We start from the raw sequence: 26,275 nt of genomic DNA, 5'->3' as shown, positions 1-26,275 counted from the left end.
TATCTTTTCTCAATTTATTTTTTATGTTCTAAAAAATTTGTATAACTAAAATCTGCTTTAATATTTAATTATTACAAGTTCAAGATATTTATGAAATATAATATTACAAAGAATAAATAAAAGTAAAAAGCTCCCAAACGAAGTAAATAAAAAAGTGGTACAACATAATAAATGTTCTACCACTCTTAATTAATAAAAATTTAATAACATCAAATAAAACTCACTAACATCAAATCCAACCTAATAAAATCTAATACAGTTTAACAACATTCTTACTTGTTTATACCAAGCTCTCTTAAACAAGCAATCGTAATCTCATCCTGTGGATTTAATTCATAAGCTCTTTCTATATAGTAAGTTGCATCATCAATATCACCATTGTTTAAGTAAGCCATACCTAAATTACAAAGAATTTCTGGGTCTTCTTTTATCTTGGCAGCTTGCTCAAAATACTCTATGGCTTTATCTAAATTATTTTTAGAAGCTTCACAAAGCCCTAATTCAACTATAGCATCTACTTGCTTAGGTTTTATTACTAATATCTTCTCAAAGTACATTTTAGCCTGCTCTATTTCGCCCATACCCTTATATCCTAGTCCTATCATAAACAGTAAATTCCACCAATCCATATGTTCTTCTTCTAGTGGCAGTAGTTTTTCTAATCCTTCTTTGAACTTACCATGGAATATAAGTGTATATCCTTCTTCATACTGTACTTTAAAATCCATCTTTCCTAAATTTTCTTGTATTTCAGCCACTAAGTCAGCATCTAGACCTAATCTTAATGCATCTTCCCATGTCAGTTTAGTCTTCAAATATTGACCTTGATTATAATAATGATAACCTAAATGATAATAACCTAATGCAAAATCACTATCAATATCTATTATCTTTTCAAGTTTGGCCATCGCTTCAAGTAAAAATGCATTCATAGCTTTATCATCTAGGTCTTTTTGATATTGTTTTGCTATCTCTTGGCACACAATTGCATAATTATACATTGCATCTAAATCATCTGGATACATAGTTATAAATGCTTTTATATATATTAAAGAATCTGTATGTTCACCAATCTCAAAGTACTTTCTAGACATGTATCCCATATATGCTTTTAAATCTAAGTTAATATCCTTAGCCAAAGCATCTAAAAACTTTTCATATTCTCCATTGTTTTTAAATTTACTATCTATACCAATTATATATATCATTGCATCTGCTATAGACATTGAGTTTAACTTATCTTGAGCAGTTTTTTCTTTTATTCCTTTTACTAGTACCTCATTTTTTATAGGTACATCTAGTCCACCTTTTGGCACATCATAACTCTTTAATTTAAATTCTCCACCATGCTTTATAGTTATAAAAGCTAGTTCTTCTGCCTTCTTTAGCAAATATTTTTCTATTTTAAAATCCATTTTTTCCTCCTAAATACTTAAATTTCTACTTTATGAGTTTTAGATTTCTCAAATATTTTTTTATCATCGTATTCAAATAAGACTATGTTTTCTTCTTCTCTTATTTCTGTATTTATATTATTTTTTAAATCCACAATATTAAATTTAAACGATTCAAAATGAACATATTTTATTATATGTTTTGCTGGTTTATCAACAAAATTAGGTAGATATGTTGATAAGTTATCATTATCTTGTAAAAATACATGACATCTATTCTTAAAGTCATCCACATCTAACTTATTAAAAAACTGTGGTATATTTGATGTCTTACCTAGCGAAATATAGTCATATTTTAATATATCATTAAATACATCATTGTCTATATTTATTTTTTCATTATAGAAGTCCAGTAATATTTTGTATAATTGATTTTTCCCCTGTGCCAAGTCAAAATACCCATTTTCATCAAAGTACTTAGCAAAAGTTTCAAAAAATTTAAAAGGACTTTGTTTGTAAAATCTGCCTATAACATATCTCATAGACAACACAAAGTTTTTAGAATTGTAGTATCTCTCAAGTATATCTTCTATATCCTTTAATTTCAATGTTTCTTCATAGCTTATATAATTATTGTATAAAAACTCATATGGAGCATAATCCTTATATTTAAATCCATGCTCATCTGCTACCTTTCTCATACCTGTACCCTTAATCATCTTTAAGAAGCCTAATTGTAAGTGTTCTATCCCTAGATTAAATACATCATTAAATGAGTTCTCAAAGCTTTCATAATCCTCATAAGGAAGTCCTGCAATTAAGTCTAAGTGCTGATGTATATTTCTATAAGATGCTACTGTCTGCACAACATGAGATAACTTTTTAAAATCATCTCTTCTTCCTACTGCATCAAGTGTTTTTTCATTTGTTGACTGCACTCCTATTTCAAACTGGAAAAGCCCTTCTTTACAATCAGCCAAAAACTCAAGCATCTTGTCATCTATCAAATATGCTGTAACTTCAAAATGATAGGTTGTATATCCATTATCATTTTTCATAAGAAAATCCATAATTTCCATAGCCACTTTTTTATTTGCATTAAAAGTTCTATCAATAAATTTAATTTGTGAGACTCTTGCATCTATTAAAGCTTTTAAATCTCTTTTTATTCTATCTAAGCTGAAATATCTCAGACCAGGAATGGTAGAAGATAAGCAGTATTGACAATTAAACGGGCAACCTCTTGACGACTCATAATATACTATTCTATTTTCATATTCCTTTGGATTTAAATTTTCATAAGGACTAGGAATCTCGTCCAAATTTTGAAGAAGTTCCATAGGTTTATTTGCTATTATCTCACTTCCTTGTCTATATACCAATCCGTCTACATTTTTTATTTCTTTCTTTCCTTTAAGATGAAGCACTAAATCTCTAAAGATTAATTCTCCTTCTCCATAAAGTATATAATCTACAAAATCGTATTTTTTCATTGCCTCATAGCTATCATAACTCACTTCTGGACCGCCCAAAGCTATTTTAGTATTTGGTCTAATTTTTTTTAGATTATCACAAAGTTTAACTATATCTCCTATATTCCAGATATATGTTGAGAACAAAATTATATCATATTCATTTTTGTATATATCTTTTAAAATATAATCTAAGTCATTGTTTATCGTATATTCTTTCATGTCAACTTCTATTAAATCCCTTACAAATTCTTTTAGGTATCTTATAGCTAAATTTGTATGAATAAACTTAGAATTCAACGTTGTTAATAAAATTTTCAAATATTTCTCACCTCTTTTTAATATTATACTGCTTTTTGTACCCCTTATAGGTTAAAATAGTATATGTAAAGTCTATATAACATTTATATAATTAGATTATTAATTTCAAGTAATATGAGGAAAGGAAGTTTTTTATGGAATTAATTGAAAAAGTATCTATCAACTCTTTATCAAAAAGAGATTTACTGCTTATTATAAAGTCTCTTGAATACACTAATGAAAATACCCAAATTAGTGATTTTATCGACCTTAGAAATAATATAGTAAAAGAATTATGTTTCTTAACTGACACTAAAGAAAAAGATTTTTTGGATTACTTAGAAAAAAACAGTAATCTCTAGTAACCTAAACCTTTTTAAACTTTAATATATAAATACCTGATTTAGAATTTATCTTTATGCTTAATATATTATCACTAAAGGTTTTCGACATAACTGTTATTTGATTAAATATGGGGTCTATTGTAGTATCGCCTTCTTCAAGGCTTATAAGACCTCTTGGGTCTATTTTTTTATTATACATTTTAACCCCAATTTTATATTTTCTCAACTTAACAACATATTCTGACATAGAAAAAATAAAATCTATATTATCTTCGTTTAATTCAGTCTCTTCACCTAAAATAGATAATATAGATTTTTTTATGCTTTTAATTCCTTCATTTTCTACATTTCTGTCTTCTATATAAATATCATATAAAATATTTAAAACACTTGGTAGAATACTTTCTTCATCATAATCTTCATATTTTAAATCAATATATTTATCAATTAATTGTATTGTGCTTATCCTTGCCATCTGAAACTTTACAATATCAGACTTGTCTAATTCTATAGAAAAACCTATTATCTTGTCTTTAATATTTTGTAGTAATTCGACATATTCAATTTTACTGTTATTTATAAGATTGTGCATGATAGAATTATACGCTACAGAACTTAATAAATAATCAAATAAGGATTCTTCTTTTTTAAAGTAACTCACATATTTTTTTATTAGTTTAACAACCTCATCTTCACTTTTTTGAATATTAGTATTTGATAAAATTAATGGTAATAAAATATTTAAAAAATTGACATTACCTATTTTTTCTCCATAAAATCTAAAGTAAATAAGTTCATCTTTCAATCTCTTTTCGTCTATATATACACATCTTTGAGTTTTATCATCTATTAAGGATTTTGTATTTATTATAATTAAATCTTTAAGAGCCTTACTTCCATTATTAAAAGAAGATGTGTAGACTTTTTTTATTAATACGTCATTCATAAATATATCCTTTCTCAAAAACTTAATTTAAATATCCTGCTATTAAAAAAAAAGAGACAGCCCGTTAAGAAGCTGTCATATATAGGGGGATAGTAGTGTACAAAAATCATTGTAATCTACTATCTATATATTATTATACGATACTACTTTTTTATATGTAAAGCATCAGTTTTCGACATCCCTATATTCTACAGTTATACAAATTGCGTACTAAGTTCAATTTTATTCTTTTTATTTCAACATTTTATTGTGTTACATTCTTTCTGGAGCGTGCATTCCCAACAGTTTCAGAGAATTTTCTAAAGTTTGCTTTGTAGCTAGCACCAAGGCAAGTCTCGATTTTCTAATCTCTAAATTTTCCACTAAAATTGGATTGTCATGATAAAATTTATTGAACGCTTGAGCTAAATCTAGCATAAATCTTGTAACTATGTGTGGCTCATTCTTCTTTAGAGCAAGTAAAATATTTTTATTAAATGATTCTATAACTCTAAGAACTTCTGCACTATCTTCGTCAGCCAATAGACTATAATCTATATCAGAAGTGATTTTTTCTTCTGCTTTTCTTAAAACTGCACAGCATCTAGCATGTGTATATTGAACATATGGTCCAGTCTCTCCATCAAAGCTCAATGTTCTTTCCCATGAGAAAGTATAGTCTTTTATTCTACTATTAGATAGTTCTTGGAATACTACAGCCCCAACACCTACTTGTTTAGATATTTCATCTACATTTTTAGCATCTGGATTTTTAGCTAGTATAATATCCTTAGTTTTATCTATAGCTTGATTTAATGCATCTTCTAAAAATACAACTCTTCCTTTTCTAGTTGACATAGTCCCTTCTTCAAGAGCTACCATACCAAATCCAACATGCACCAAGTCTTTTGCCCATTCATATCCCATAAGCTCAATTACTTTAAACCATTGTTGGAAGTGTAGGTTTTGTTGAGAACCAACTACATATATACACTTATCAAAATCATAAGTTTCTTTTCTATATATTGCAGCAGCTAAATCTCTTGTCATATATAATGTTGAACCATCATTCTTAGTAATAAGTGCTGGTGGCATCTTATATTCTTCTAAATCAACGATTCTTGCACCTTTAGACTCTTGTAAAAGATTTTTTTCTTCTAATAATTCTATCACTCTATCCATCTTATCAGAATAGAAACTTTCACCTGCTAAAGAATCAAATTCTATATCTAAAAGTTTATATACTCTACTAAATTCTTTTAGACTTTCATCTCTAAACCACTGCCATAATTCTTTTGCTTCTTCATCACCATTTTCTAATTTAGTAAACCATGCTCTTGCTTCATCTTCCATTTCTGGATGTTGTTCAGCTTCCTCGTGGAATCTTACATATAATTTCAATAATTCTGGGATTGGATTAGATTCTACTACTTCCTTTTCTCCCCACTTTTTAAAGGCCACTATTAACTTACCAAATTGAGTTCCATAGTCACCTAAATGATTTATTCTTATAGTTTTGTATCCTTGTGATTCATATATCTTATATAGAGCATTACCTATTACTGTAGTTCTTATATGCCCTATATGGAAAGGTTTTGCTATATTTGGAGAAGAGTATTCAACTATTACAGTTTTATCTTTTCCAAAATCGCTACAACCATAATTTTCTTTTTCATCTAATACTTTTTTGATTACAGTTTCTGCTAATTGAGATTTGTTTACAAAAAAATTCACATATCCGCCTAGTTGTATTACTTTTGTTATCTCTCCACTAGCTTCTATACTTTCTGCTAATTCACTTGCTATCATGTTTGGAGCTTTTCTAAATACTTTAGCTAGTTTAAAGCATGGAAAAGCATAGTCACCCATGTCCTTATTTGGTGGAACTTCTATAAGTGCCTCTATCTCTTCTATCGACAATTCTTCTATTTTCTCTTTAAGGCAATTTGATATTGCTACCTTGAAATCTTGCATCTTGTTGCTCCTCTCTACATTGTTCCTGGTTTATATTGTGCTTATCTCTTTATGTTAAATCAAATTCCGTGTTTTTTCAAGTATTTCATTACAGGGCAAAACACTTTAATAATTATGTTTTCTGTATATATTAAAAATACTATAATTACAGTTTTTATCCATACCATTATTGACTTTCTATAAGTCTTTTTCACTCTTAACTTTTATTCCTTCTTCTTCTAGTAACTTTGCTGTAATACCTTTCCCTGGTATTTTTTTACCTGAAAAACTACCATCATACACTAGATTACATCCACAAGAGGGGCTACCCTCTTTTAGTATTGCTTCGCTACATACATATAATTTTGCTATTTTTAGAGTTTCTTCAGCCCCTCTTACAAAGTTTTCTGTTACATCTTTATAATCTTCTTTTGTGATTACTTTCCCACCAACTATCTCAGCAGGTGGTCTTGGTGTAGATAGACCACCTAACTGTTCTGGACATACAAGGATAAAGTCTTTACCTTTTAGGTATTCTTTTACTTCTTTATTTTCATTATTATCGCCACTATATTTACAATTTATTCCTATTAAACATGCAGATACTAATATCATAAAAATGTGCTCCTATACAAATTATTTTAGTTTAACAATTGTTACTCCTGCTCCACCTTCTCCATACTGGCCACCTCTTTGTGATTTTACATGTCTATTTTTTCTTAAAATATCTTGTAGTCCTGCTTTTAGCACTCCTGTACCAATTCCATGTATTACTGTTACAGATTCTAGCCCTGCTACATATGCATCATCTAGATATTTTTCAACTTCCATTATAGCTTCTTCTAAATTTAAACCTCTAAGGTCAACTTCACTTTTTATATTTCCAGATTTTGCCCTTATGATATTTCTTGTTGATTTAGTAACATTTTTTGAAACATCCTTGTGAGATTTTTGTAACGATTTAAAAGGTAGAGTCATCTTCATTATACCAATTTGCACTACTGCTTCTTTTCTCTTTTTGTCTACAGAAACCACACTACCATTTTGATTTAAAGTTATTACTTTAACTTCTTCTCCTGGTTTTAGGTCTTTTATTTCTTTACTTGAAACCTTTGGAACTATCATACTTTTTACTGTTGGTTGAAGACTTCCCATAGAACTAGTCAATTCTTTTCTAAGTTCTTCTATTTTACGATTTTTTTCTTTAGAAGCTCTTTCTTGTTCTAAACTTCTAAGTTCCTTTATTATAAGGTCTACTTCTTCCTTAGCTTGTCTTGTTATTGAAAATGCTTCTGATTTAGCCTTTTCAATCATCTTATCTCTTTGAGTAACTAATTTTTCAAGTTTTTCGTCGTATTCTACTTTTAGTCTTTCTATCTCTTCCTTCAGTCTTTCAGCTTCTTCTCTATCTTCAATAGCTTTGATTCTATTCTTTTCAACATTTTGTAATACATCTTCTAAAGCTATGTTATCTGTATTTATATATTCTTTGGCACGTGAAATTACATAGTCACTAAGTCCAAGCTTTCTGGAAATCTCAAACGCATTTGATTTTCCAGGAACACCTATGAGTAACTTATATGTTGGACTTAAAGTTTCTATATCAAATTCAACTGCTGCGTTTTCTACACCAGATTTAGTAAGAGCATAATTTTTAAGCTCACTATAGTGAGTAGTTGCTATACATTTCGCTCCTACAGAGTTTATATCTTCTAATACTGCTATTGCAAGTGCAGCTCCCTCAACAGGGTCTGTTCCTGCTCCTAATTCGTCAAATATAACTAAAGAGTCTGCTGTTACGTTTTTTAGTATTGATACTATGTTTGTCATGTGAGATGAAAATGTAGATAAACTTTGCTCAATACTTTGTTCATCTCCTATATCTGCAAATACATTATCATATACACACATACTACTTCCATAATCAGCAGGTATGTGAAGTCCACTTTGTGTCATAAGCGCAAATAAGCCTACAGTTTTTATTGTAACTGTTTTACCACCTGTATTTGGACCTGTTATTACCAATGTGTGGAAGTCTCTTCCTAAATAAATAGTATTTGCCACTACTTTTTTCTTATCTAATAGTGGATGTCTTCCATTTTTTATATTTAAATATTTATCCTCATTTAATGTAGGTTCTATACCTCTCATTTGTATAGAAAGTTTTCCTTTTGAAAATGCAAAGTCTAATCTTCCAAGTATCTCTTGATTGGAAATCAAATCTTCACTTACTTCTCCAACCATTGCAGAAAGTTCTGATAAAATTCTCTCTATCTCTTCTTGCTCTCCTAATTTTAGCTGTCTTAACTCATTATTCATCTCTACTATAGTCATTGGCTCTATAAAAAGTGTCGCACCAGAAGATGACTGGTCATGTACTATACCAGCTACTTGCGACCTATATTCAGATTTTACAGGTACTACAAATCTATCACCTCTTAGAGAAATTATGGCATCTTGTAAGTATTTTTGATAAGTAGTTGAACTTATTATTGAATTTAATTTAGACCTAATGGATTGATTTTTTTGAGCTATTCTTCTTCTGATATCTCTAAGTGTACTTGAGGCATTGTCAGATATTTCTACTTCACTTATTATTGCATTGTATATCTGTTCTTCTATATCTTTATATACATATAGAGAATTTGATAGAGATTGTATTATTGGATAATTAAAATCTTCTTCATCACTGCTAGACAGACTATTTTTTAATCTTCTAGCTACTCTTAAAGTATCCGCTATCATAATTAAACTTCCAGGGTCAAGAGATGCACCTATATAGGCTCTTTTAACCTTATCTTCTATATCATGAATACCATCCAAACCTACTGAACCTCTCTTTATAATAATTGATTGAGCTTCACTAGTTTCTTCTAGCATGGACTTTACTTCTACAAAATCAGTATTTGGAACTAAACTTTCTATATATTTTAGACCTAAAGAAGATGAGGCTTTCTTCTTTAATAAATCTATTATTTTATTGTATTCTAGAACTCTTAACGATTTCTCATTCATTTTTCTATATTCACCATCCTCAATATTTTAACTTTTTTCTTTAATATCTAAAATGTATGCTTTCCAAGCATTTTCAATAAAAACTGCAAGTTTTATTTCTTTTTTATTTCTAAATTTATTATATTTTTTCTCTTTTAGATATATTTTAAACATATTTTGTATTATACTATGTATGTAGCTATCTATATATTATACATAAACATGCTTTATTTGTAATATAATCTGTTAAAAAAATCTTCTTTAATATTTTTTAAAGGAGTTTATTTTAGCTTATTTTATAAAAATAGCTACTTATATAGATAAATTAAGGAGGAACACAAGTCATGGGAAACGTATTAGAAGGATTAAAGCCAGAAAATGTTTTTAAAAACTTTGAGAAAATATCTCAAATTCCTAGAGGTTCTGGAAACGAGAAAGGCATAAGTGATTATTTACTTAGCTTTGGTAAAAATTTAGGGCTTGAAACTATCCAAGATGAAAGTTTAAACATAATAATAAGAAAGCCTGCTACAAAAGGATATGAAAATTGTCCAGGAGTAGTTCTTCAAGGACATATGGATATGGTTTGTGAAAAAGAAAAGAATGTTGAACATGATTTTCTTAAGGACCCTATAAAATTAAGAATTAATGGTGATATGATATACGCTACTGGAACTACTCTTGGAGCTGACAATGGTATCGCTGTTGCTATGGGTATGGCTATATTAGAAGATAATACTTTAGAGCATCCAGCATTGGAAGTTTTAGTTACTGTTAATGAAGAAGATGGTATGAACGGTGCTGATGCATTAGACCCAAGCTTAATCAAAGGTCAATATATCTTAAACATGGACTCCGAGGAAGAAGGATACCTGTTAGTTAGTTGTGCTGGTGGTAAAACTTGTGTTGTTAGTCTACCTGTTGAGTACAAAGAAGTTGGAGCTGACAAACAAGCTTTATTAGTTGAAGTTACTGGATTATTAGGTGGACATTCTGGTATGGAAATTGTTTTACAAAGAGCAAATGCTAACAAAGCAATAGCTAGAGTATTAAGCGTACTAGATGTTGATTACGAATTGGTTTCAGTTGATGGTGGTACTAAGCATAATGCTATACCTCGTGAAGCTAAGTGTGTAATAGCCGTTGATAAAGCTGATGTTGAATCTGCTAAAAAACAAATAAATGATATTTTAACTGCATTTAAACATGAGTTTACTACTTCTGACCCTGATATGGCTTATTCAGTAGTTGAAACTTCTGCAACTAAAGCTCTTACTAAAGAATGCAAAGAAAAAGTTATTCAAATGTCAAGCTTAACTCCTCACGGTGTTCAATCTGTAAGTCTTGATATAGAAGGTCTAGTTGAAAGTTCTACTAACTTCGCTATAATTGAAACTAAAGAATCTACTATTGAATTCTTAACTTCTGTTAGAAGTTCTGTTATGTCTATTAGAGATGAGATAGCTGATAGAATAAGACTTTTAGCTCAAGCTTTAGGTGCTAACTATGGTCTTACATCTCAATATCCAGCTTGGGAATTTAAAAAAGGTTCTAAATTAGAAAAAATATGTAGTGAAACTTATGAGAAATTAACTGGTAAAGTTCCTACTGTTATGGCTCTACATGCTGGTCTTGAGTGTGGATTATTACTTGATAAACTTCCTCACGCTGAAGCTATCTCTATAGGACCAGATATGTTTGATGTTCATACTCCAAAAGAACACGTTAGTATACCTTCTATTGCTAATGTTTGGGATTATGTTATTGAAATATTAAAATCTATGAACCAATATTAAGACTAAGTTTTAAGAGATTTTAATTCTAAGTAAATCTATATAAAATTAACCCTGTAAATTAAGACTAATGTTAGCATCAAGTTTAATTTTAGTATTAATTTATAGAAATAAAGCCTAATGATGATAATAACATACATCATTAGGCTTTATTATTTTCACTTTAAAAAGATTTATTATATACTTTCTATTTAGAAATTTATTATATTTTTATACTTCATCTTATATAAATTAACACTTCTATTTTATTTACAATTATACAAAACTCGTTTAATTATATCTTATTTCTAATTTCTATAGTAAATCTTTCTAAAAATTATACTTCTACTATTTTAAATTTATTTCTTCCTTGCTTCTTAGAATCATAAAGAGCATCGTCTGCCATTTTGTATAATTCATCATATTTCTGTCCATATTTTGTTATCGCTACACCCATACTTATAGATACACTTTTTCCATTTGGTAACTTTATAAGGTGAATCTGTTCATATACATAATTACATTTAGCGACAAGTTCTTCCTTATTTATTATATCTCTAATGTAGATACTAAATTCGTCTCCACCCAAGCGACCTACAATATCATCTTTTTCAAAACTTCTCTCAAGCATTTTTGCAACATCAATTAATATTTCATCTCCAACTAAATGTCCATAATTGTCATTAATAGACTTAAAATAATCGATATCTAAAATTAGCAAAGCTCCGTTTTTGTTAGGAGATAAAGTCGATAAACTTTCTGCTGTTAACTTTCTAATATATGCTGCATTAAAAATATTTGTTAAACCATCTTTTTGAGCCTTATCCAGTAACCTATCCTTTTCCTCTTTTTCAGAATCAATATTAGATATTTTTCCAATTACATACACTGGTACATTTTTTTCATTATAAATTATTTTTGAAGTAATCCTAATCCAGTGACAATTACCATCAGAGCAGAGAGAATACATTTCAGTAGTCCCATTTTCCTGTGATTTGATTACATCAGAAAACTTTTTACTATATTCTATTTCAACTTCACTCATAGTGCTATTATCACTTTTACTTATACCATAATAAGTACTAATTCCTTTCCCTTTCATAGAAACTATCAATTTATCTTGTCTATAATCATATTCAAAAAAGTATTCACTTGCCATTTCATACACTTCAGAGTGCTTTTTAAGTTCCAAAGAGATTTTCTGATTCATACTTTTACGTGTATGCAAGCTCCATGCCATACCTCCAATAATACAAAGTAATAAACTAGCAACTATTAAAACAGTTTCAATTGGATTTTGTTGCATAATATAAAGCAGTGAAAAATCTTGTCTATATGTAGTATTTTGATAAATAATTGATTGCATCTTTTCTGATGGAATACTTATAATAGCTTTATTAAATATACCCAATAATTCCTGCTTATTTGGTTTAACCATACCAAAGCAAATACTCTGTGGCTCATAAGTCTGTGGAACTAAACGTACATTTTTGTACTTAGGTTGATTCATATAGTACTGTATAGAATAGCCTTCTCCATAAGTATAATCTACATCTCCCTTGTTGACGGCTTCTATACACTCTTCCAAAGTATCATACCATACAACATCTCCCTTAAAATAATTATCATAAATGATACCTTTAGGTAGAGCTAGACGTTTTCCATCCAAACTATTCTCATTTAATTTATTGTTAATCATCATAATGTATTGAGTAGAAACGAATGACCGAGACATAGTTACATTGTGTTTACGAGAATTTTCATAATCATAAATCATTCCTGCTACAATATCAATTTCATGATTTTCAGTCATTTTGTTCAAATCTTTTTGGGACTTTACAGGTACTAGTTCAAATTTCAGTCCAGTTTTGTCAGATATATGATTCAATAAATCTATTGATATCCCCTTTAATTCGCCTGTTTTTTCATCTATGTTTTGAAATGGTGGCTTATTTAAAAGTACTCCAACTTTTAATGTATCTATATCTTTAATATATGTAGTTTCATCATCAGACAAAAGCATCTTATTATTTTCTGGTGTAAAATATTTTTCATATAGAGTAGTTGAAAAATATGGGTCTGTCTGTTCAATATTGTTAATTGCTGAGTTGAGTCTTTGAGTTAGGTCTGTATTACCTTTAGGTGTAATAAAATAGAATGGTTTTGGTGAGAATTTAGCTATAGTACGCACACCTTCTATTGGACTCATGCTCACATTAAGCAGTGCATCTGCCTTACCATTCTTTAGTGCTTGTAACTGTTCTTCTTGTGACTTACAATATACTAATTTAGGTGATATTAAATTCATCTTGCAATATTCATTTAATTCTTTAAGCCTAGTATTAGAATTCTCTATTACAGCAATACGAATTTCTTTCATAGATTCTAAACTTATACTATCAATAGCTGTATTTTCATATAATACTTGCAATACTGTATTTACTACTCCATAACTATTACCTGCATAATTATACAATTTTTCCATCTGCTCATTGTATAACATGCCTCCCATTATATCAATCTCACCTTTTTCTAGCATTTTCATTAGTTTTGTAAGAACTTCATTTTCATCTCCAGATACTTGAACAAATTCATAATTCCATCCAGTATATTGCGCAATTTCCAACAAATATTCATATGTATATCCAGAGTATTTACCTTGCTTATCTAGTTCAGTTAGACCTTTTTGAATAGGATAAGCAACCCGAATAGTACGACTATCACTACCTAAAGCATTAACATTAAAAGGAAATATGCCAGAAGTGAATATAGACGCAATTACAATAATCAATAAAAGTAATTTTTTTGAATTCACTATACACTCCTCCATATAATTAAGATTTACAGTGCAAATAATTAAGATTTACAGTGCAAATTACTATATAAATTTTTAGATATGAAAAAATAGATTAGCATATAAAAGGATATAAAAATTTACTTAAAAATTTAAATATCCTTTTATATACAATATATCTAAATTATAACTGATTTATTTGATTATTACAATAAATTTGCTATATTAAATGTATATATTCTCTCGTATTAATCACTAGTATATAATACATTTTAAGTTCTATCTTATTTCAAATTTAGCACTATTTCTATTTACAGTTCTCTTATATTTTACACTTGGGTATCCCAATATAAATGAAGTTATAACTGCTTCATTATCATTCATTCCCAATAATTCCTTTAACTTTGGCTCTACATTTGATGCCATAACGAAAAATCCATTGTAGCACATTCCTAATCCTTGAGAATAAGCCATAAGCTCCATATTAGACGCAGCTAATCCACCATCTACATATACACTTCCTCCTAAAGAAGTATCACCAACAACTACCATAAGTAATGGTGCATCATAAAATAGAGAATCATATCCTTCTTCTTTATATCTTTTGTACATTCTCTTAAATGTATTTTTATACATAGAACGCACAGGGTCTGCATCATCAGTGTTTAATGCCAAGTTATAAAGCCCTTCTATTGCTAATTCTTTTACTTCTTTTAGTTTTTCTTTTACTAATATGTATCTTATAGGTTGTCTATTTCCACCTGTTGGTGTGTATCTTCCTGCTTCTACTATATTTTTTATTTTTTCTTCTTCTACCGCTATGTCTTTATAGCTTCTTATACTTCTTCTAAATTTGATGAAGTTTAGTAATTTTTCAGGCTCTAAATCAAATTTTTCATGATTGAATTCTAATACTTCATTTTTATCAAATCCCTGCATTTCTATTGCATCTGTTGGACATATTGCCATACAGTGACCACAATTAATACAGAGAATATTTTTCACCTTTGCTTTATCTTCTTTAACTCTTATTGCATTTACAAGGCAGTCTGACTCACACATGCCACATCCTACACATTTGTCTAAATTTATGTCTATCATTCCAGCTTATTCCTCCATTTTAAAATTTTCACTCTAGTATAAATCAAATAGTTGTCTAAGTCAATTTTTATTTTTTTAACAATATACAAGCTTTAATTTTTTAATTAATCTAAGAAATTTACACTGTAATCTTTCAATTTGCCATTATCATATGTTATCTTTGCACTAAAAATTTTGCCTGTTTTAGCCCAATCTAAAAATAACCTGTCACCTTCCCACATATTTAAGTCAAATATTTTATCATTATCAACCCAAAGTAATTTACCTTCTTTACAATCATCTAAATCTTTGCTAGATAAAGTTCCTTCAAATTCATCTGAAAAATACAAAAACATATACCAATCTTCTTCATCTTTAAATTTTGGAAAAGTTATCAGTCCTTTATATGTTAATGACTTAATAGTAAGACCTGTTTCTTCTTTAACTTCTCTGATTATACATTCTTCAGGTGTTTCTCCCTGCTCAAACTTTCCACCAACACCTACATATTTACCTTCATGTACATCATCTTTCTTCTTATTTCTATACAACATTAAAGTCTTACCATCTTTTTCTATATAACAAATAGTCGTAAGTTTCATATAATTCGCCTTACTTTCTCTTTTCTATTTTTTATTTACTCATTTTCATTGTTTTCAAGTACATCACTAATATTCTTCATTGCATTAAGAGAAAGCTCAGCAAATTCATCAAATGGAATACCTATATCTTCTATACTTCTCATTGCATCTCTATTTACATTTGAAGCAAATCTTGTTTCTTTCATTCTTTTAATTACAGATTTTGTCTTTACACTTGTAAGTTTTTTATCTGGATAAACTAAAGCTATTGCAGTTATAAATCCAGTTATGGGGTCTGCTGCATATATAGCTTTTTCCATTAGGCTAGTTCTTGTAACTCCCATACCATCATGATGACCAAGTATTGCTCTATACATTTCTTCATCACCAAAATTTTCTTTTTTAAGAAGTTCTACAGTCGTTGTTGCATGACCTTCACAGATTTCTCCTGGCTTTCTTCCAACTATATCTGAATCCAAATCATGTAAAAGACCTGCAACTGCCCATTTTTCTTCTTTTTCTGTCTCTAGTCTTTTGGCTAAATCTTTCATAACTGCTTCAACTGCATAGCTATGTTTTCTCATTCTATCAGTTTCTAAATACTTAAATAAAATCTCTAAAGCTTCTTCTCTCATTTTCAGAAATCCCCCTGTTTTTTCATAGATATGATATTTTTTTATATTAATATACATAAATTCAAGTTTTTTTATATATTTATGTATATTTTTCATGTTATATCTATTCTACACCTTTATAGTAGTGTCCTGCAACTGTTCCAATTTCGTCCAATTGCTTATATAAATTAGTAGCTTTTTCTCCAAGTTTATAATTATTGTTTAAAACCTCAATATGGGCTTCAATAACTTTTTTTACCATTTCACTATTTTCCACTGTAAAATCTATTCTAAATACATCTACTCCAATTTCATCTAATTCATAAAGATTGTCCAACATACAAGTGACCTTTGAATTGTAAATAGTGCTTCTACAGAATATATCTTGTGTTATCCTATAACTTGCATCTGTAAAATCTCTTAGAGCATAACTGCTCTCCTTACATTTAGCTACTCTCTTATCTTTTTTACAATCTCTAACAACAACCCCCATAGGACAGTATTCTGTGACCATCATAGGCGTATATCCATATATCACTGCTTCAATTTCTGCATCTGTATATTTTAACGTTTGTTCAATCTCACTTAAATTTAACTCTTGTGATAAACAAACCGTACTTGCTCCTACATCCCTAAAGTGATTTATACTTTCACTATTAAAAGAGTTCAAATAGCAATCTATATTTAGATTTTTATCTTTAAAATAATCCATAGAACCCCAACTGCCAACTTGAATTTTATTAAACCCTTTTATGTTATCTAATACTTCAAACTGTTTATATTCTCTATTTCTAATAATTCTTGGTGCTGAATAGATTAATCTATCTTCAAGACTAGGTATTTCTTCACTTGAAGCCATTTCCAAAGCTTCAGATAACGTGTTTATATCTTCATAATAAATTAAATCTACATTATATTTTAGTACTGCTTCTAATTGCTCTAAATTCTTAACTTTAACTCTAAGTTTAGGAGTTGTATTAAATTCTTTATGTCGATTTATTTTAATTAGTCTGTATTTTAATTTGCTTTCCTTAAATTTTCTATCTTTTATCTTTATTCTTTCTTCATCCAAAAGCTCAATACAATCTCTTCTCATTTGATTTAATATACTTATAGGCATACTTACACCTTCATCTAAATCAATTTCTATATCTTTTAATTTATAAGGCGTATTTCCAAGTTTTTGAATCTGTGTTTCGATTTTTTCTTCACTTAAAGCAACCTTTATAGCTTTTTCAGCTACCTTTTCACCCTCTACAACTGCTTTATTACCACAAAAATCACTTATAGAAAGTACTGGTTTTTCACCCAATTTAATACTTACTTTTGCACTTATGTTAGTTTTTATAAGTTCTTTATCTTGCTGGAATGTAGACTGTACTTTGTCCATTAATTCACTGTCTGAAGTCTTGAATATAAGTTGATTTCTCTTTGCTTCCCCAATAAAATCTAATTCGATTAAATCTCCTTTGTGTGCTATTGTAGTTATCTCTCCATCTTTTATAACTCTTCCAATAGTCCCTCCACCTAAGTTGATTCCATCGCCTTTTTTAAGGGTATTCTCTAGTATCACTCTAAGTCTCTTTGTTTTTCTATTATGGTCTAAAACTTTTCCAACATATAGACCTTGATTGTTAGGTCTATCAGAATTCATTATATCCTTACCAACTTCACCTAATATATATCCTTTAGTAAACTTTCTATTGAAGATAGTATACAAATTATTTATTATTTCCTCAGAAACATTTATTTTATTCTTACTTATAAACTCATTAATCGCTTCTCTATACCCTGAAACTACAGTAGCTACATATTCTGGCTTTTTCATTCTTCCTTCAATTTTTAGAGATAATACTCCTGCTTCGATTATTTTATCTAAATCTTCTATAGTACTTAAATCTCTAGGACTTAATAAATACTCTCCATTACTATTTACTACTTCACCTGTATTTATATCTATTAACTCATATTTTTGTCTACATGGTTGTGCACATCTACCTCTGTTTCCAGACCTGTTTCCTATCATACTACTCATAAGACATTGACCTGAATAACATACACATAAAGCCCCATGCACAAATACTTCTATATCTACAGTTGTATTTTCACAAATCCATTTTATCTCATCAACATTTAATTCTCTTGCCAAGACCACTCTATCAAATCCTACACTTTGAAGGTATTTTACATCCTCTAATGAATGAGCTACCATCTGAGTACTTGCATGTAATTCAAAATCAGGTAGTAATTTTTTTATAAGCCTTGCCATACCTATATCTTGAACTATTAATGCATCAATATCTATATCATATAAAAATTTTACATACTCGACAAAATCATCTATCTCATACTGTTTTATCAATGTATTTACAGTGACAAATACTTGTACTCCTCTTATATGACAATATTTAACAGCTTCAATCAGTTCATTTCTATCAAAGTTATTTGCAGATGCTCTAGCACTAAAGTCTTTTCCACCTAAGTACACAGCATTTGCTCCATTTTGTACTGCTGCTTTCAGTGAATCAAAAGAGCCAACTGGTGCAAGTAATTCTATTTTTTTCATATTTTTCTCCTCTATTTATACTTATTAGGTTAATATAATTATATCTATAACATAAATATTTACATTAAATTTATACACTATTTACTATATAAAGTATATCAAATAATGACTCCATTTTTTTATCAATTTACATTAAGTTAATTTTCATTAAATGAATCATCTTTATTGATAAACATAATTCCAAAGACTACTGCCAAAATAAAGAAACATATTAGGATTGATTTTTCTACAAAAATTCTTGTAAAAAAAGTACCTAAAATAGCTCCAAATATAAAGAATATAATAATAGAATAATACTGCAAACTCTTTTTTATCATAAAAATATTCTTAGTCTGTATATAATGAAATAATGTTTCTGTCGCACTTCTTAAATTTCCAGTACACATTGTAGTTGCAAAACTATTTCCATTTACCTTTCTAAAACTCTCTACTTGCATTGAAGAAATAAAAGAAATAGCAATATTTACAAACATATTAAATTGCCCTCTAGGTACAAAAGAAACCACAAGTATTGTAATCATTTCAATTATAACGATAACTTGACGCCAATGAATTTTAGAATTCTTTTTAAAGTACTTTCTTATTTTCTCTGCTATAAATACACCTAACATAAATGCCAAAATAGGAATCAAGTAATAAAAAGATTTTTTTATATTACCTTCTGCTATATTAAGTCCTAGTAAGACTATGTTTCCAGTCTGTGCATTAGCAAATACTTTTCCTCTTACTACATAAGTATAAATATCTAAAAATCCTCCTATTATCGCCAATAAGGCACATAAGAAGAATGATTCAGACATCTGGCTCTGTTTTGTCATATATAAACATCTCACTTTCTACTGATAGATACCAAATCAAAATTCTTTTAGATATCATTTTTTATTTTAATATTAAAATAAAATTTTATATTTGCATACAATGTATACACTAGTTATATATACATTATATGTTATTTATATTTATTATTTATAAATTAAAAGAAGCTGTCTCAAAAAACAAGAGACAGCAAATCTTTTAATTTATTCCACGTTTTTTACATCATTATTTAACCCTGTACATTTTAGCTGTAAATCATAAGCCTTGTTTTGAAACTCAGAAGCTAAATTTTCAGCTATAGTAGCTCTTTCATTTGATTCTTCAAGCTGAGCAGTTAACTCTTCTATCTTGTTTTTATAAGCATCTAACTCGGCTTTAGAGCCTTCTGTTGTATTACTAAGTTCAAATATTTCTTGCTTTTTATTCTCTATAATCTCAATTAACTCTTTCATTTTAGCTTCAGTTTCACGATTTTCTGCTTCTTTCTCTGCTATTGTAAGTTTTAAAGATTTGATTTCTAATTGAAGCTCTTCGTTAGATGAACCAACCTTCTTGCTCAATTCTTCATTAGCTTTAATCAACCTCTCATTTTCATCTGAACATTCAAATAAAAGGTCTGATATATTTAATGCAGTTAATATTGCAGCAACTGATAAGCTTAGTTTCGGGTTTTGACGTGTTATCTTATCCATTTCTTTATCAACAAAATCAGCAATACTAATCATAAACTTCTCTGACTTGTCTCCAACCATTGGATACTCAACGCCATGGATTTTCACCATTACTTTGTTCATCCTAACCTCCCACGACATTAGTTGTTAATTTGATCTTAAGTTAGCATTCAATTTTTCGCTTAATTCACTTAATATCTTATCATGCACCTTAGCTACTTCTTCATCTGTTAGAGTCTTATCTTTACTTCTATAAGTTATTGAATATGCAATTGACTTATATCCAGCTTCTATTTGAGAACCTTTGTAAACATCAAATAATTTGTAGCTTTCTACTAATCCTTGACCATTTTCCTTTATTATATCTTCTATTTGCTTTACAAATACATCATCCTTAACAATAAGAGCTATATCTCTTGATGTAGATGGATATTTTGGTAATGGCACATAATTCTTTGTTCTATCAGAATTATCAAATACAAAATCAATATCTATTTCAGCAACATAAACTCTTTGACCTAGATTGTAGTTTTCTATAACATCTGGATGCAATTCACCTAATGTACCTACATATTTATTATTATACACTATTTTAGCACATCTACCAGGGTGGAAGGTAGTATTATTATCTTGAGGTTCAATTTCATAATCTTTGAATCCTACATTAACAAGTACAGTTTCTATAGTTCCTTTTAATGCAAAGAAATCTACGTCTTTACCATACATACCTACACACATTCTATTTGCTTCCATAGGAAGTTCTGAATCTTGTGGTATGAATATATGTCCACACTCAAATGCTGATACTTCTTCTATTTTATGAGATACATTAGTTGATAAAACATCTAACATATTTGGTATTAAAGTAGTTCTCATTACAGAAGTTTCTTCTCCTAATGGGTTCATCAACTTAACAAAATTTCTCTTTATATTACCTTCTGGTACTCTTATCTTGTCAACTCCCTTAGGGCTTACAAATGAATATGTTAATATTTCGTTTAATCCTACAGCAGTTGAATTATTTTTTAGTGCTTCCATGAATTTTTGTTTTGAAGTTTTAACCCCTGCTGTTGTATTTCCTTCTAACTGTACAGAAGGTATATTTTCAAAACCATAAATTCTAGCTATTTCTTCCCATACATCAGCTTCTTGTTCCATATCTGTTCTGAAACTCGGTACATCTACTTCTAGCTTATCATCAGCAATTAAATTACATTTAAATTCTAATGATTCTAAAATTCCTACAAACTGTTCCATTGGTACATCTACACCTAAAAGATGGTTGATTCTTTGAGGATTTACCACCAATTTTTTAGGTTCTGGTTTATTTGGATATACATCAACAGTTCCTTTTAATACTTTTCCTGCTCCTAACATCTCAACAAGTTGTACGGCTCTATTTGCTGCTATTTCTGCAAGATTAGGGTCTAAGGCTTTTTCATTTCTTGAAGAAGCTTCTGACCTAATTCCCACTTTTTTAGCTGTCATTCTTATATTTTCTGGTTTGAAATTGGCACTTTCGAAAAGTACAGTCTTTGTCTTATCAGTTATTTCTGAGTTTGCACCACCCATTACACCAGCTAGACCAAGTGATTTTTCTCCATTTGTTATAACTAACATATCTTTGTCTAATGTTCTTTCAACATCATCTAGTGTTACAAGCTTTTCTCCATCTTTAGCAGTTCTTACTACTATTCTTCCTGTTTCTACTTGATTTATATCAAAAGCATGAAGTGGTTGACCAAGCTCTAACATTACAAAGTTTGTTATATCAACTATATTGCTTATAGGTCTTACACCTGCTTCTGTAAGTCTTCTTTGCATCCAATATGGAGAAGGTTCTATTTTTACATCAGTTACCATTCTAGCAACATATCTTCTACATAAATCTGGGTTATCTATCTCAACTTTGAAGTCTATTTCTTCATCACTTTCTTTTACTTCTATTTCCGGATATTTTACTTTTGTTCCTATAGTTGCAGCTGCTTCTCTAGCTATACCCATCATACATTTGCAGTCAGGTCTGTTTGAAGTTAATTCAAAATCTATTAAAGCATCATTTAATCCTAAAACATCTTTTACATCTTTTCCTAATTCATAAGAGTCTTCGTGGTCTAAAATATATATACCACCTCTTTTGTATTCTTCAATATAATGTTCATCTATACCTAATTCAGCTGCTGAACACATCATACCATCTGATAATTCCCCTCTGAAGTCAGTTTGTGTAATTTCAACTCCTCCAGGTAATTTAGAACCATTTACAGCTACTGGAATATAATCTCCTTCTGATATATTTGTAGCTCCTGTAACTATTTGAACAACTTTATCTCCAACATCTACTTTAGTTACAACTAACTTATCAGCATTTGGATGTTGTTTTATTTCTAAAATCTTTCCAACTAATATATTTTCTACTTCTTCACCATAATAATCTATTGTTTCAACTTTAGTTCCTGTCATTGTCATTTTATCAGCGAACTCTTTTACATCCATGTCTATATCAACATAGTCTCTAAGCCATTTTAAAGATACTAACATCTACACACCCTCCTAATTAAAATTGATTTAAGAATCTCATATCATTTTCGAATAATAATCTAATATCATCTATTTCATATTTAAGCATTGCAAGTCTTTCAACCCCAACTCCAAATGCAAATCCACTGTAAACTTCTGGGTCTATTCCACAATTTCTAAGTACATTTGGATGAACCATACCTGAACCTAATATTTCTATCCAACCTTCGTACTTACACATTGGACAACCTTTACCACCACATTTGAAACAAGTAACATCAACCTCTGCACTTGGCTCTGTAAATGGGAAGTTATGAGGTCTAAACTTAGTTTTGATATCAGAACCAAACAATTTTTCAACGAAGATATCCATAGTTCCTTTAAATTCTGCCATAGTAACATCTTTTCCAACAACAAGCCCTTCTATTTGATGGAACATTGGTGAATGTGTCGCATCTGGTGAATCAAATCTAAAGCATCTACCTGGTGCTATTACTTTAATTGGTAACTCTTGACTTCTCATAGATCTTACTTGAACCGGAGACGTTTGAGTTCTAAGTAATACACCATCATTGATATAGAATGTATCGCTCATATCTCTTGATGGATGGTCTTTAGGAGCATTTAATGCATCAAAGTTATTTTCTACTGTTTCAACTTCTGGACCTTCTGCTATAGAGAATCCCATTCCGATAAATATATCTGTTACTTCATCTATAATTTGAGTTATTGGATGTTTCTTTCCAACTTTCAATACTTTTCCAGGTTGAGTAACATCTATTACTTCTTCTCTTAATTTTCTTTCTTTTTCAATAGCATTTATCTCTTCTTTTTTAGAATTTATGCTAAGTTCAATATTCTCTCTTACATCATTGGCAACTTTTCCAACTACTGGTCTTTCTTCAGCAGATAATTTCCCCATCTCTTTAAGTATGGCAGTTATCTCACCTTTTTTTCCTAAATACTTAACTCTTAAACTTTCTACACTTTCTATGCTTTGTGCCTCTTTTATTTCAGCTAAAGCTGCTTCACGTAAAGCAAGTAATTTTTCTTGCACACATATCACCCTTTCGTTTTTTTGTATAAAAAAAGCCCCTCAATCCCTGTCTAGGGACGAAAGGCTATAGTTTCGCGGTACCACCCTAGTAGTTTAACAATCTAAAAATCATCAAACCACCTCTAACAAACTTAACGCGTTTTTCACGTCAAAGCCTACTGTCAAATTTCAGCTTTGTTACTCCAGAGGGAACTTCTCCTGACCTCTTAGAAAACACTTCCAGCCTAGGTGTTTATCTCTTTACTAAGTTTAATCAAAATACTTTCCTCTTTCATTGCATTTACAATATTATATTGTTTATTTTAGTATTATATCATTTATATTTACATTTTGTGATTATCTATATGATTATTTTATTGTGACTATTTTAAAGTACAATCACATAATATTTTTATCAATCATGTTTAAAATATATTGACTATTTTTGATACTCTACTATTTAATTCAAGATTATAACACGACATTATATTTATTACAATACATTAAATTAAGTATTTTTTTATTTCATACATCAGTATAGCAGAACTTATTGCGGCATTTAACGACTCAGCTTTGCCATATATAGGTATTTTAACCAAAATATCAGATTTTGATACAAGCTCTTCATTTATCCCATTTGCTTCGTTTCCTATCACCAAAGCTACTTTTGAGCCATAGTCTATTTTGTCATAAAAATTATCTGTATTTAAATAACTTGAAACTATATTAAACCCTTGTGATTTAAGTACATCTACAGTCTCATCTTGTAGGGCATTAATTATATTCATATCAAAAATAGAACCCATAGTTGACCTAATTACCTTTGGATTGTATATATCAACACATCCCTTTAGTGCTATTATTGCATCTACTCCAGCAGAGTCAGCAGTCCTTATTATGGTCCCCATATTTCCTGGGTCTTGTATTCTGTCTAAAATCAATACAAACTTATCTTTTTTATTTATACTTTCTTTTAAATTTTTTTCCTTAAATGAAACTACACCTATTATACCTTGAGTATTTTCTGTGTCTACAAGTTCTTTAAAATTTTTATTAGTAGTCTTATATACATTTGTGTTTTTTTTATCTAAGTTTTCTAATAGTTCCACGTGTTCCTTTTTATTTTCAAAGTCCTCATTGATAAATACATAATCAAGATTTGCATTACATTCAAGTGCAAGCACTACTATTCTGTACCCTTCTATTATGAATTTTGACTCTTTTGTTCTATTTTTTGACTTTAACAGTGCTTTAGTATATTTTAATTTTTCATTATCCTTACTGCTTATAGTTGTAATCATTTTATCTAAATGCTAACTTAATATTAGCACAACCTCCTTATCATTCTTTATCCTACTTTTAAAATCTTGATTTCGATTAAAACTCTATTATCAATTAAAATAAAAATAGTATCATATAACTATTCATAATTATATGATACTATCTACTTTCATTGCAATCAAATATATCTTAAATAATAGACTATCTTCTTCTAATTATACCCTTATTTCCAGATGTAATAGCTGTTATACTAGTATTTTGACCAATTATAACCAATATACTTCCAGCTGTAAGTTCCTCATCAGGAGAAGGTGTCACATTTATATTTTTACCAGTCTTGATGGCAAGCACAGTTATCTCATATCTAGCTCTAAGCTCAAGTTCTACAAGTGTTTTACCAACCCAATCATTTGGAGTTACGATTTCAACAATTGAATATTCTGGGTCAAGTTCAATATGGTCTAATATATTGTCAGAAACTAAATTATGTGCAACTCTTACTCCCATATCTCTTTCTGGGAATACAACTCTATCTGCACCAATCTTATAAAGAACTTTGGCTTGTAATTCATCTTTTGCCTTACATATTATCAACTCTACGCCCATTTCTTTGGCTATAAGAGTCGCCATTATAGATGCTCTTATATCAGAACCTATTGCAACTACTGCTACATCAAAGTTACCTAGACCCAATGATCTTAATGCTTGTTCCTCAGTAACATCCACTATAAGTGAATGCGTTACTTTATCAGATATACTTTGAACTGAATCTTCATTTTTATCTATTGCCATTACTTGATGTCCTAAAAGATGCATAGTAGATGCAACTGAACTTCCAAATCTCCCACACCCAATGACTATATATTGCTTCATCTCGAAACTTCCTCCCTAACACACAATTTGTATAATATCTATTAAATTAACTTTTATATAGATAAATTAATTTAATTTTTATATTTAATATTTTTGTTTTATTTGATTAATCATATCTAAATTTATTTTCTAGATTATTACTATCATTAGTTGATTTATTTAATTAATCACATCTAAATTTATTTTCCTAGATTATTACTATCATTAGTTGATTTATTTAATTAATCACATCTAAGTTTATTTTCCTAGATTATATATCATTATTAATCAATTTATCTCATAAATGCTA

General features: G+C 29.2%; 19 protein-coding genes and 1 other annotated feature. Of the genes, 2 read left to right on the top strand and 17 right to left on the bottom strand.

All coding sequences use genetic code 11. The annotated features are described in order from the left end of the window. Nucleotides 1–272: 272 nt before the first annotated feature. Together KGF48_RS05120 and KGF48_RS05115 are read right to left on the bottom strand one after the other, a co-directional pair. Nucleotides 273–1,415: a tetratricopeptide repeat protein gene (locus KGF48_RS05120; protein ID WP_227839059.1), complete on the bottom strand. Its 1,143-nt coding sequence runs from the start codon at nucleotides 1,413–1,415 to the stop codon at nucleotides 273–275. Between the two features lie 17 nt (nucleotides 1,416–1,432). Continuing rightward, a complete protein-coding gene (locus tag KGF48_RS05115; protein ID WP_227839060.1) occupies nucleotides 1,433–3,187 on the bottom strand; it encodes a B12-binding domain-containing radical SAM protein in 1,755 nt (584 codons plus the stop codon). Between the two features lie 134 nt (nucleotides 3,188–3,321). Here KGF48_RS05115 and KGF48_RS05110 point away from each other — a divergent pair, with 134 nt between their 5' ends. Next, complete coding sequence (locus KGF48_RS05110; protein WP_227433457.1) at nucleotides 3,322–3,528, top strand: hypothetical protein; 207 nt, start codon at nucleotides 3,322–3,324, stop codon at nucleotides 3,526–3,528. A 4-nt stretch (nucleotides 3,529–3,532) separates the two neighbouring features. On the opposite strand, the gene KGF48_RS05105 is transcribed toward KGF48_RS05110, so the two are convergent. The 4 genes from KGF48_RS05105 to KGF48_RS05090 all read right to left on the bottom strand — a co-directional run bounded on the left by KGF48_RS05105 (nucleotide 3,533) and on the right by KGF48_RS05090 (nucleotide 9,403). After that, entirely contained in the window at nucleotides 3,533–4,456 is a 924-nt protein-coding gene (locus KGF48_RS05105) for a hypothetical protein (RefSeq protein ID WP_227839061.1), read from the bottom strand. Nucleotides 4,457–4,708: 252 nt separating this feature from the next. Next, complete coding sequence (gene argS, locus KGF48_RS05100; RefSeq protein ID WP_227829461.1) at nucleotides 4,709–6,409, bottom strand: arginine--tRNA ligase; 1,701 nt, start codon at nucleotides 6,407–6,409, stop codon at nucleotides 4,709–4,711. A gap of 177 nt (nucleotides 6,410–6,586) precedes the next feature. Further along, entirely contained in the window at nucleotides 6,587–7,003 is a 417-nt protein-coding gene (locus KGF48_RS05095) for a DUF523 domain-containing protein (RefSeq protein WP_227839062.1), read from the bottom strand. Between the two features lie 21 nt (nucleotides 7,004–7,024). Further along, nucleotides 7,025–9,403, bottom strand: coding sequence for an endonuclease MutS2 (locus KGF48_RS05090; RefSeq protein ID WP_227839063.1), 2,379 nt, complete (start codon nucleotides 9,401–9,403; stop codon nucleotides 7,025–7,027). Nucleotides 9,404–9,726: 323 nt separating this feature from the next. On the opposite strand from KGF48_RS05090, the gene KGF48_RS05085 reads away from it, so the two are divergent. Then, complete coding sequence (locus KGF48_RS05085) at nucleotides 9,727–11,178, top strand: aminoacyl-histidine dipeptidase (RefSeq protein ID WP_227839064.1); 1,452 nt, start codon at nucleotides 9,727–9,729, stop codon at nucleotides 11,176–11,178. 313 nt (nucleotides 11,179–11,491) lie between these two features. Here KGF48_RS05085 and KGF48_RS05080 read toward each other — a convergent pair whose 3' ends face one another. From KGF48_RS05080 to KGF48_RS05030, 11 genes are all read right to left on the bottom strand, one after another. Next, the gene (locus tag KGF48_RS05080) at nucleotides 11,492–13,969 is read right to left on the bottom strand and encodes a diguanylate cyclase domain-containing protein (protein WP_227839065.1); all 2,478 of its coding nucleotides are present in this window, start codon (nucleotides 13,967–13,969) and stop codon (nucleotides 11,492–11,494) included. Between the two features lie 258 nt (nucleotides 13,970–14,227). Continuing rightward, entirely contained in the window at nucleotides 14,228–15,049 is an 822-nt protein-coding gene (locus KGF48_RS05075; protein WP_227839066.1) for a nitroreductase family protein, read from the bottom strand. A 104-nt stretch (nucleotides 15,050–15,153) separates the two neighbouring features. Next, nucleotides 15,154–15,630 carry an 8-oxo-dGTP diphosphatase gene (locus tag KGF48_RS05070; RefSeq protein WP_227829455.1) on the bottom strand — a complete coding sequence of 159 codons (477 nt, stop codon included), beginning with the start codon at nucleotides 15,628–15,630 and terminating at the stop codon, nucleotides 15,154–15,156. A gap of 35 nt (nucleotides 15,631–15,665) precedes the next feature. Further along, on the bottom strand, nucleotides 15,666–16,244 hold the full coding sequence (locus tag KGF48_RS05065; protein ID WP_227867804.1) for an HD domain-containing protein: 579 nt from the start codon (nucleotides 16,242–16,244) through the stop codon (nucleotides 15,666–15,668). A gap of 103 nt (nucleotides 16,245–16,347) precedes the next feature. Continuing rightward, on the bottom strand, nucleotides 16,348–18,789 hold the full coding sequence (locus KGF48_RS05060; RefSeq protein ID WP_227867803.1) for a U32 family peptidase: 2,442 nt from the start codon (nucleotides 18,787–18,789) through the stop codon (nucleotides 16,348–16,350). A 137-nt stretch (nucleotides 18,790–18,926) separates the two neighbouring features. Continuing rightward, entirely contained in the window at nucleotides 18,927–19,607 is a 681-nt protein-coding gene (locus tag KGF48_RS05055) for a YoaK family protein (RefSeq protein ID WP_227829452.1), read from the bottom strand. A 201-nt stretch (nucleotides 19,608–19,808) separates the two neighbouring features. Next, nucleotides 19,809–20,399 carry a cell division protein ZapA gene (gene zapA, locus KGF48_RS05050; protein ID WP_227829451.1) on the bottom strand — a complete coding sequence of 197 codons (591 nt, stop codon included), beginning with the start codon at nucleotides 20,397–20,399 and terminating at the stop codon, nucleotides 19,809–19,811. Between the two features lie 24 nt (nucleotides 20,400–20,423). Further along, nucleotides 20,424–22,817, bottom strand: coding sequence for a phenylalanine--tRNA ligase subunit beta (gene pheT / locus KGF48_RS05045; protein ID WP_227839069.1), 2,394 nt, complete (start codon nucleotides 22,815–22,817; stop codon nucleotides 20,424–20,426). A gap of 16 nt (nucleotides 22,818–22,833) precedes the next feature. Further along, nucleotides 22,834–23,853, bottom strand: a complete 1,020-nt coding sequence (pheS, locus tag KGF48_RS05040; RefSeq protein ID WP_227829449.1) for a phenylalanine--tRNA ligase subunit alpha — start codon at nucleotides 23,851–23,853, stop codon at nucleotides 22,834–22,836. 49 nt (nucleotides 23,854–23,902) lie between these two features. Next, nucleotides 23,903–24,137, bottom strand: a binding site (T-box leader). A 198-nt stretch (nucleotides 24,138–24,335) separates the two neighbouring features. Then, nucleotides 24,336–25,133 carry a TrmH family RNA methyltransferase gene (locus KGF48_RS05035; RefSeq protein ID WP_227839070.1) on the bottom strand — a complete coding sequence of 266 codons (798 nt, stop codon included), beginning with the start codon at nucleotides 25,131–25,133 and terminating at the stop codon, nucleotides 24,336–24,338. Nucleotides 25,134–25,314: 181 nt separating this feature from the next. Next, nucleotides 25,315–25,986, bottom strand: coding sequence for a potassium channel family protein (locus KGF48_RS05030; RefSeq protein WP_227829447.1), 672 nt, complete (start codon nucleotides 25,984–25,986; stop codon nucleotides 25,315–25,317). Between the last annotated feature and the right edge of the window lie 289 nt (nucleotides 25,987–26,275).

It is taken from the genome of Clostridioides sp. ZZV15-6388, assembly GCF_020657755.1.
Taxonomy (GTDB): Bacteria; Bacillota; Clostridia; order Peptostreptococcales; family Peptostreptococcaceae; genus Clostridioides.
The sequence above is the reverse complement of the archived record's forward strand: the minus strand, read 5'-3'. Positions and strand labels throughout refer to the sequence as shown.

What these genes read in the sequence shown, in the direction of transcription:
- zapA (WP_227829451.1), bottom strand. Translation starts at nt 20,399, where the DNA reads ATGAACAAAGTAATGGTGAAAATCCATGGCGTTGAGTATCCAATGGTT.
- KGF48_RS05110 (WP_227433457.1), top strand. Translation starts at nt 3,322, where the DNA reads ATGGAATTAATTGAAAAAGTATCTATCAACTCTTTATCAAAAAGAGAT.
- KGF48_RS05085 (WP_227839064.1), top strand. Translation starts at nt 9,727, where the DNA reads ATGGGAAACGTATTAGAAGGATTAAAGCCAGAAAATGTTTTTAAAAAC.
- argS (WP_227829461.1), bottom strand. Translation starts at nt 6,409, where the DNA reads ATGCAAGATTTCAAGGTAGCAATATCAAATTGCCTTAAAGAGAAAATA.
- KGF48_RS05055 (WP_227829452.1), bottom strand. Translation starts at nt 19,607, where the DNA reads ATGACAAAACAGAGCCAGATGTCTGAATCATTCTTCTTATGTGCCTTA.
- KGF48_RS05035 (WP_227839070.1), bottom strand. Translation starts at nt 25,133, where the DNA reads ATGATTACAACTATAAGCAGTAAGGATAATGAAAAATTAAAATATACT.
- KGF48_RS05095 (WP_227839062.1), bottom strand. Translation starts at nt 7,003, where the DNA reads ATGATATTAGTATCTGCATGTTTAATAGGAATAAATTGTAAATATAGT.
- KGF48_RS05030 (WP_227829447.1), bottom strand. Translation starts at nt 25,986, where the DNA reads ATGAAGCAATATATAGTCATTGGGTGTGGGAGATTTGGAAGTTCAGTT.
- KGF48_RS05060 (WP_227867803.1), bottom strand. Translation starts at nt 18,789, where the DNA reads ATGAAAAAAATAGAATTACTTGCACCAGTTGGCTCTTTTGATTCACTG.
- KGF48_RS05090 (WP_227839063.1), bottom strand. Translation starts at nt 9,403, where the DNA reads ATGAATGAGAAATCGTTAAGAGTTCTAGAATACAATAAAATAATAGAT.
- KGF48_RS05070 (WP_227829455.1), bottom strand. Translation starts at nt 15,630, where the DNA reads ATGAAACTTACGACTATTTGTTATATAGAAAAAGATGGTAAGACTTTA.
- KGF48_RS05105 (WP_227839061.1), bottom strand. Translation starts at nt 4,456, where the DNA reads ATGAATGACGTATTAATAAAAAAAGTCTACACATCTTCTTTTAATAAT.
- KGF48_RS05065 (WP_227867804.1), bottom strand. Translation starts at nt 16,244, where the DNA reads ATGAGAGAAGAAGCTTTAGAGATTTTATTTAAGTATTTAGAAACTGAT.
- KGF48_RS05120 (WP_227839059.1), bottom strand. Translation starts at nt 1,415, where the DNA reads ATGGATTTTAAAATAGAAAAATATTTGCTAAAGAAGGCAGAAGAACTA.
- pheT (WP_227839069.1), bottom strand. Translation starts at nt 22,817, where the DNA reads ATGTTAGTATCTTTAAAATGGCTTAGAGACTATGTTGATATAGACATG.
- KGF48_RS05075 (WP_227839066.1), bottom strand. Translation starts at nt 15,049, where the DNA reads ATGATAGACATAAATTTAGACAAATGTGTAGGATGTGGCATGTGTGAG.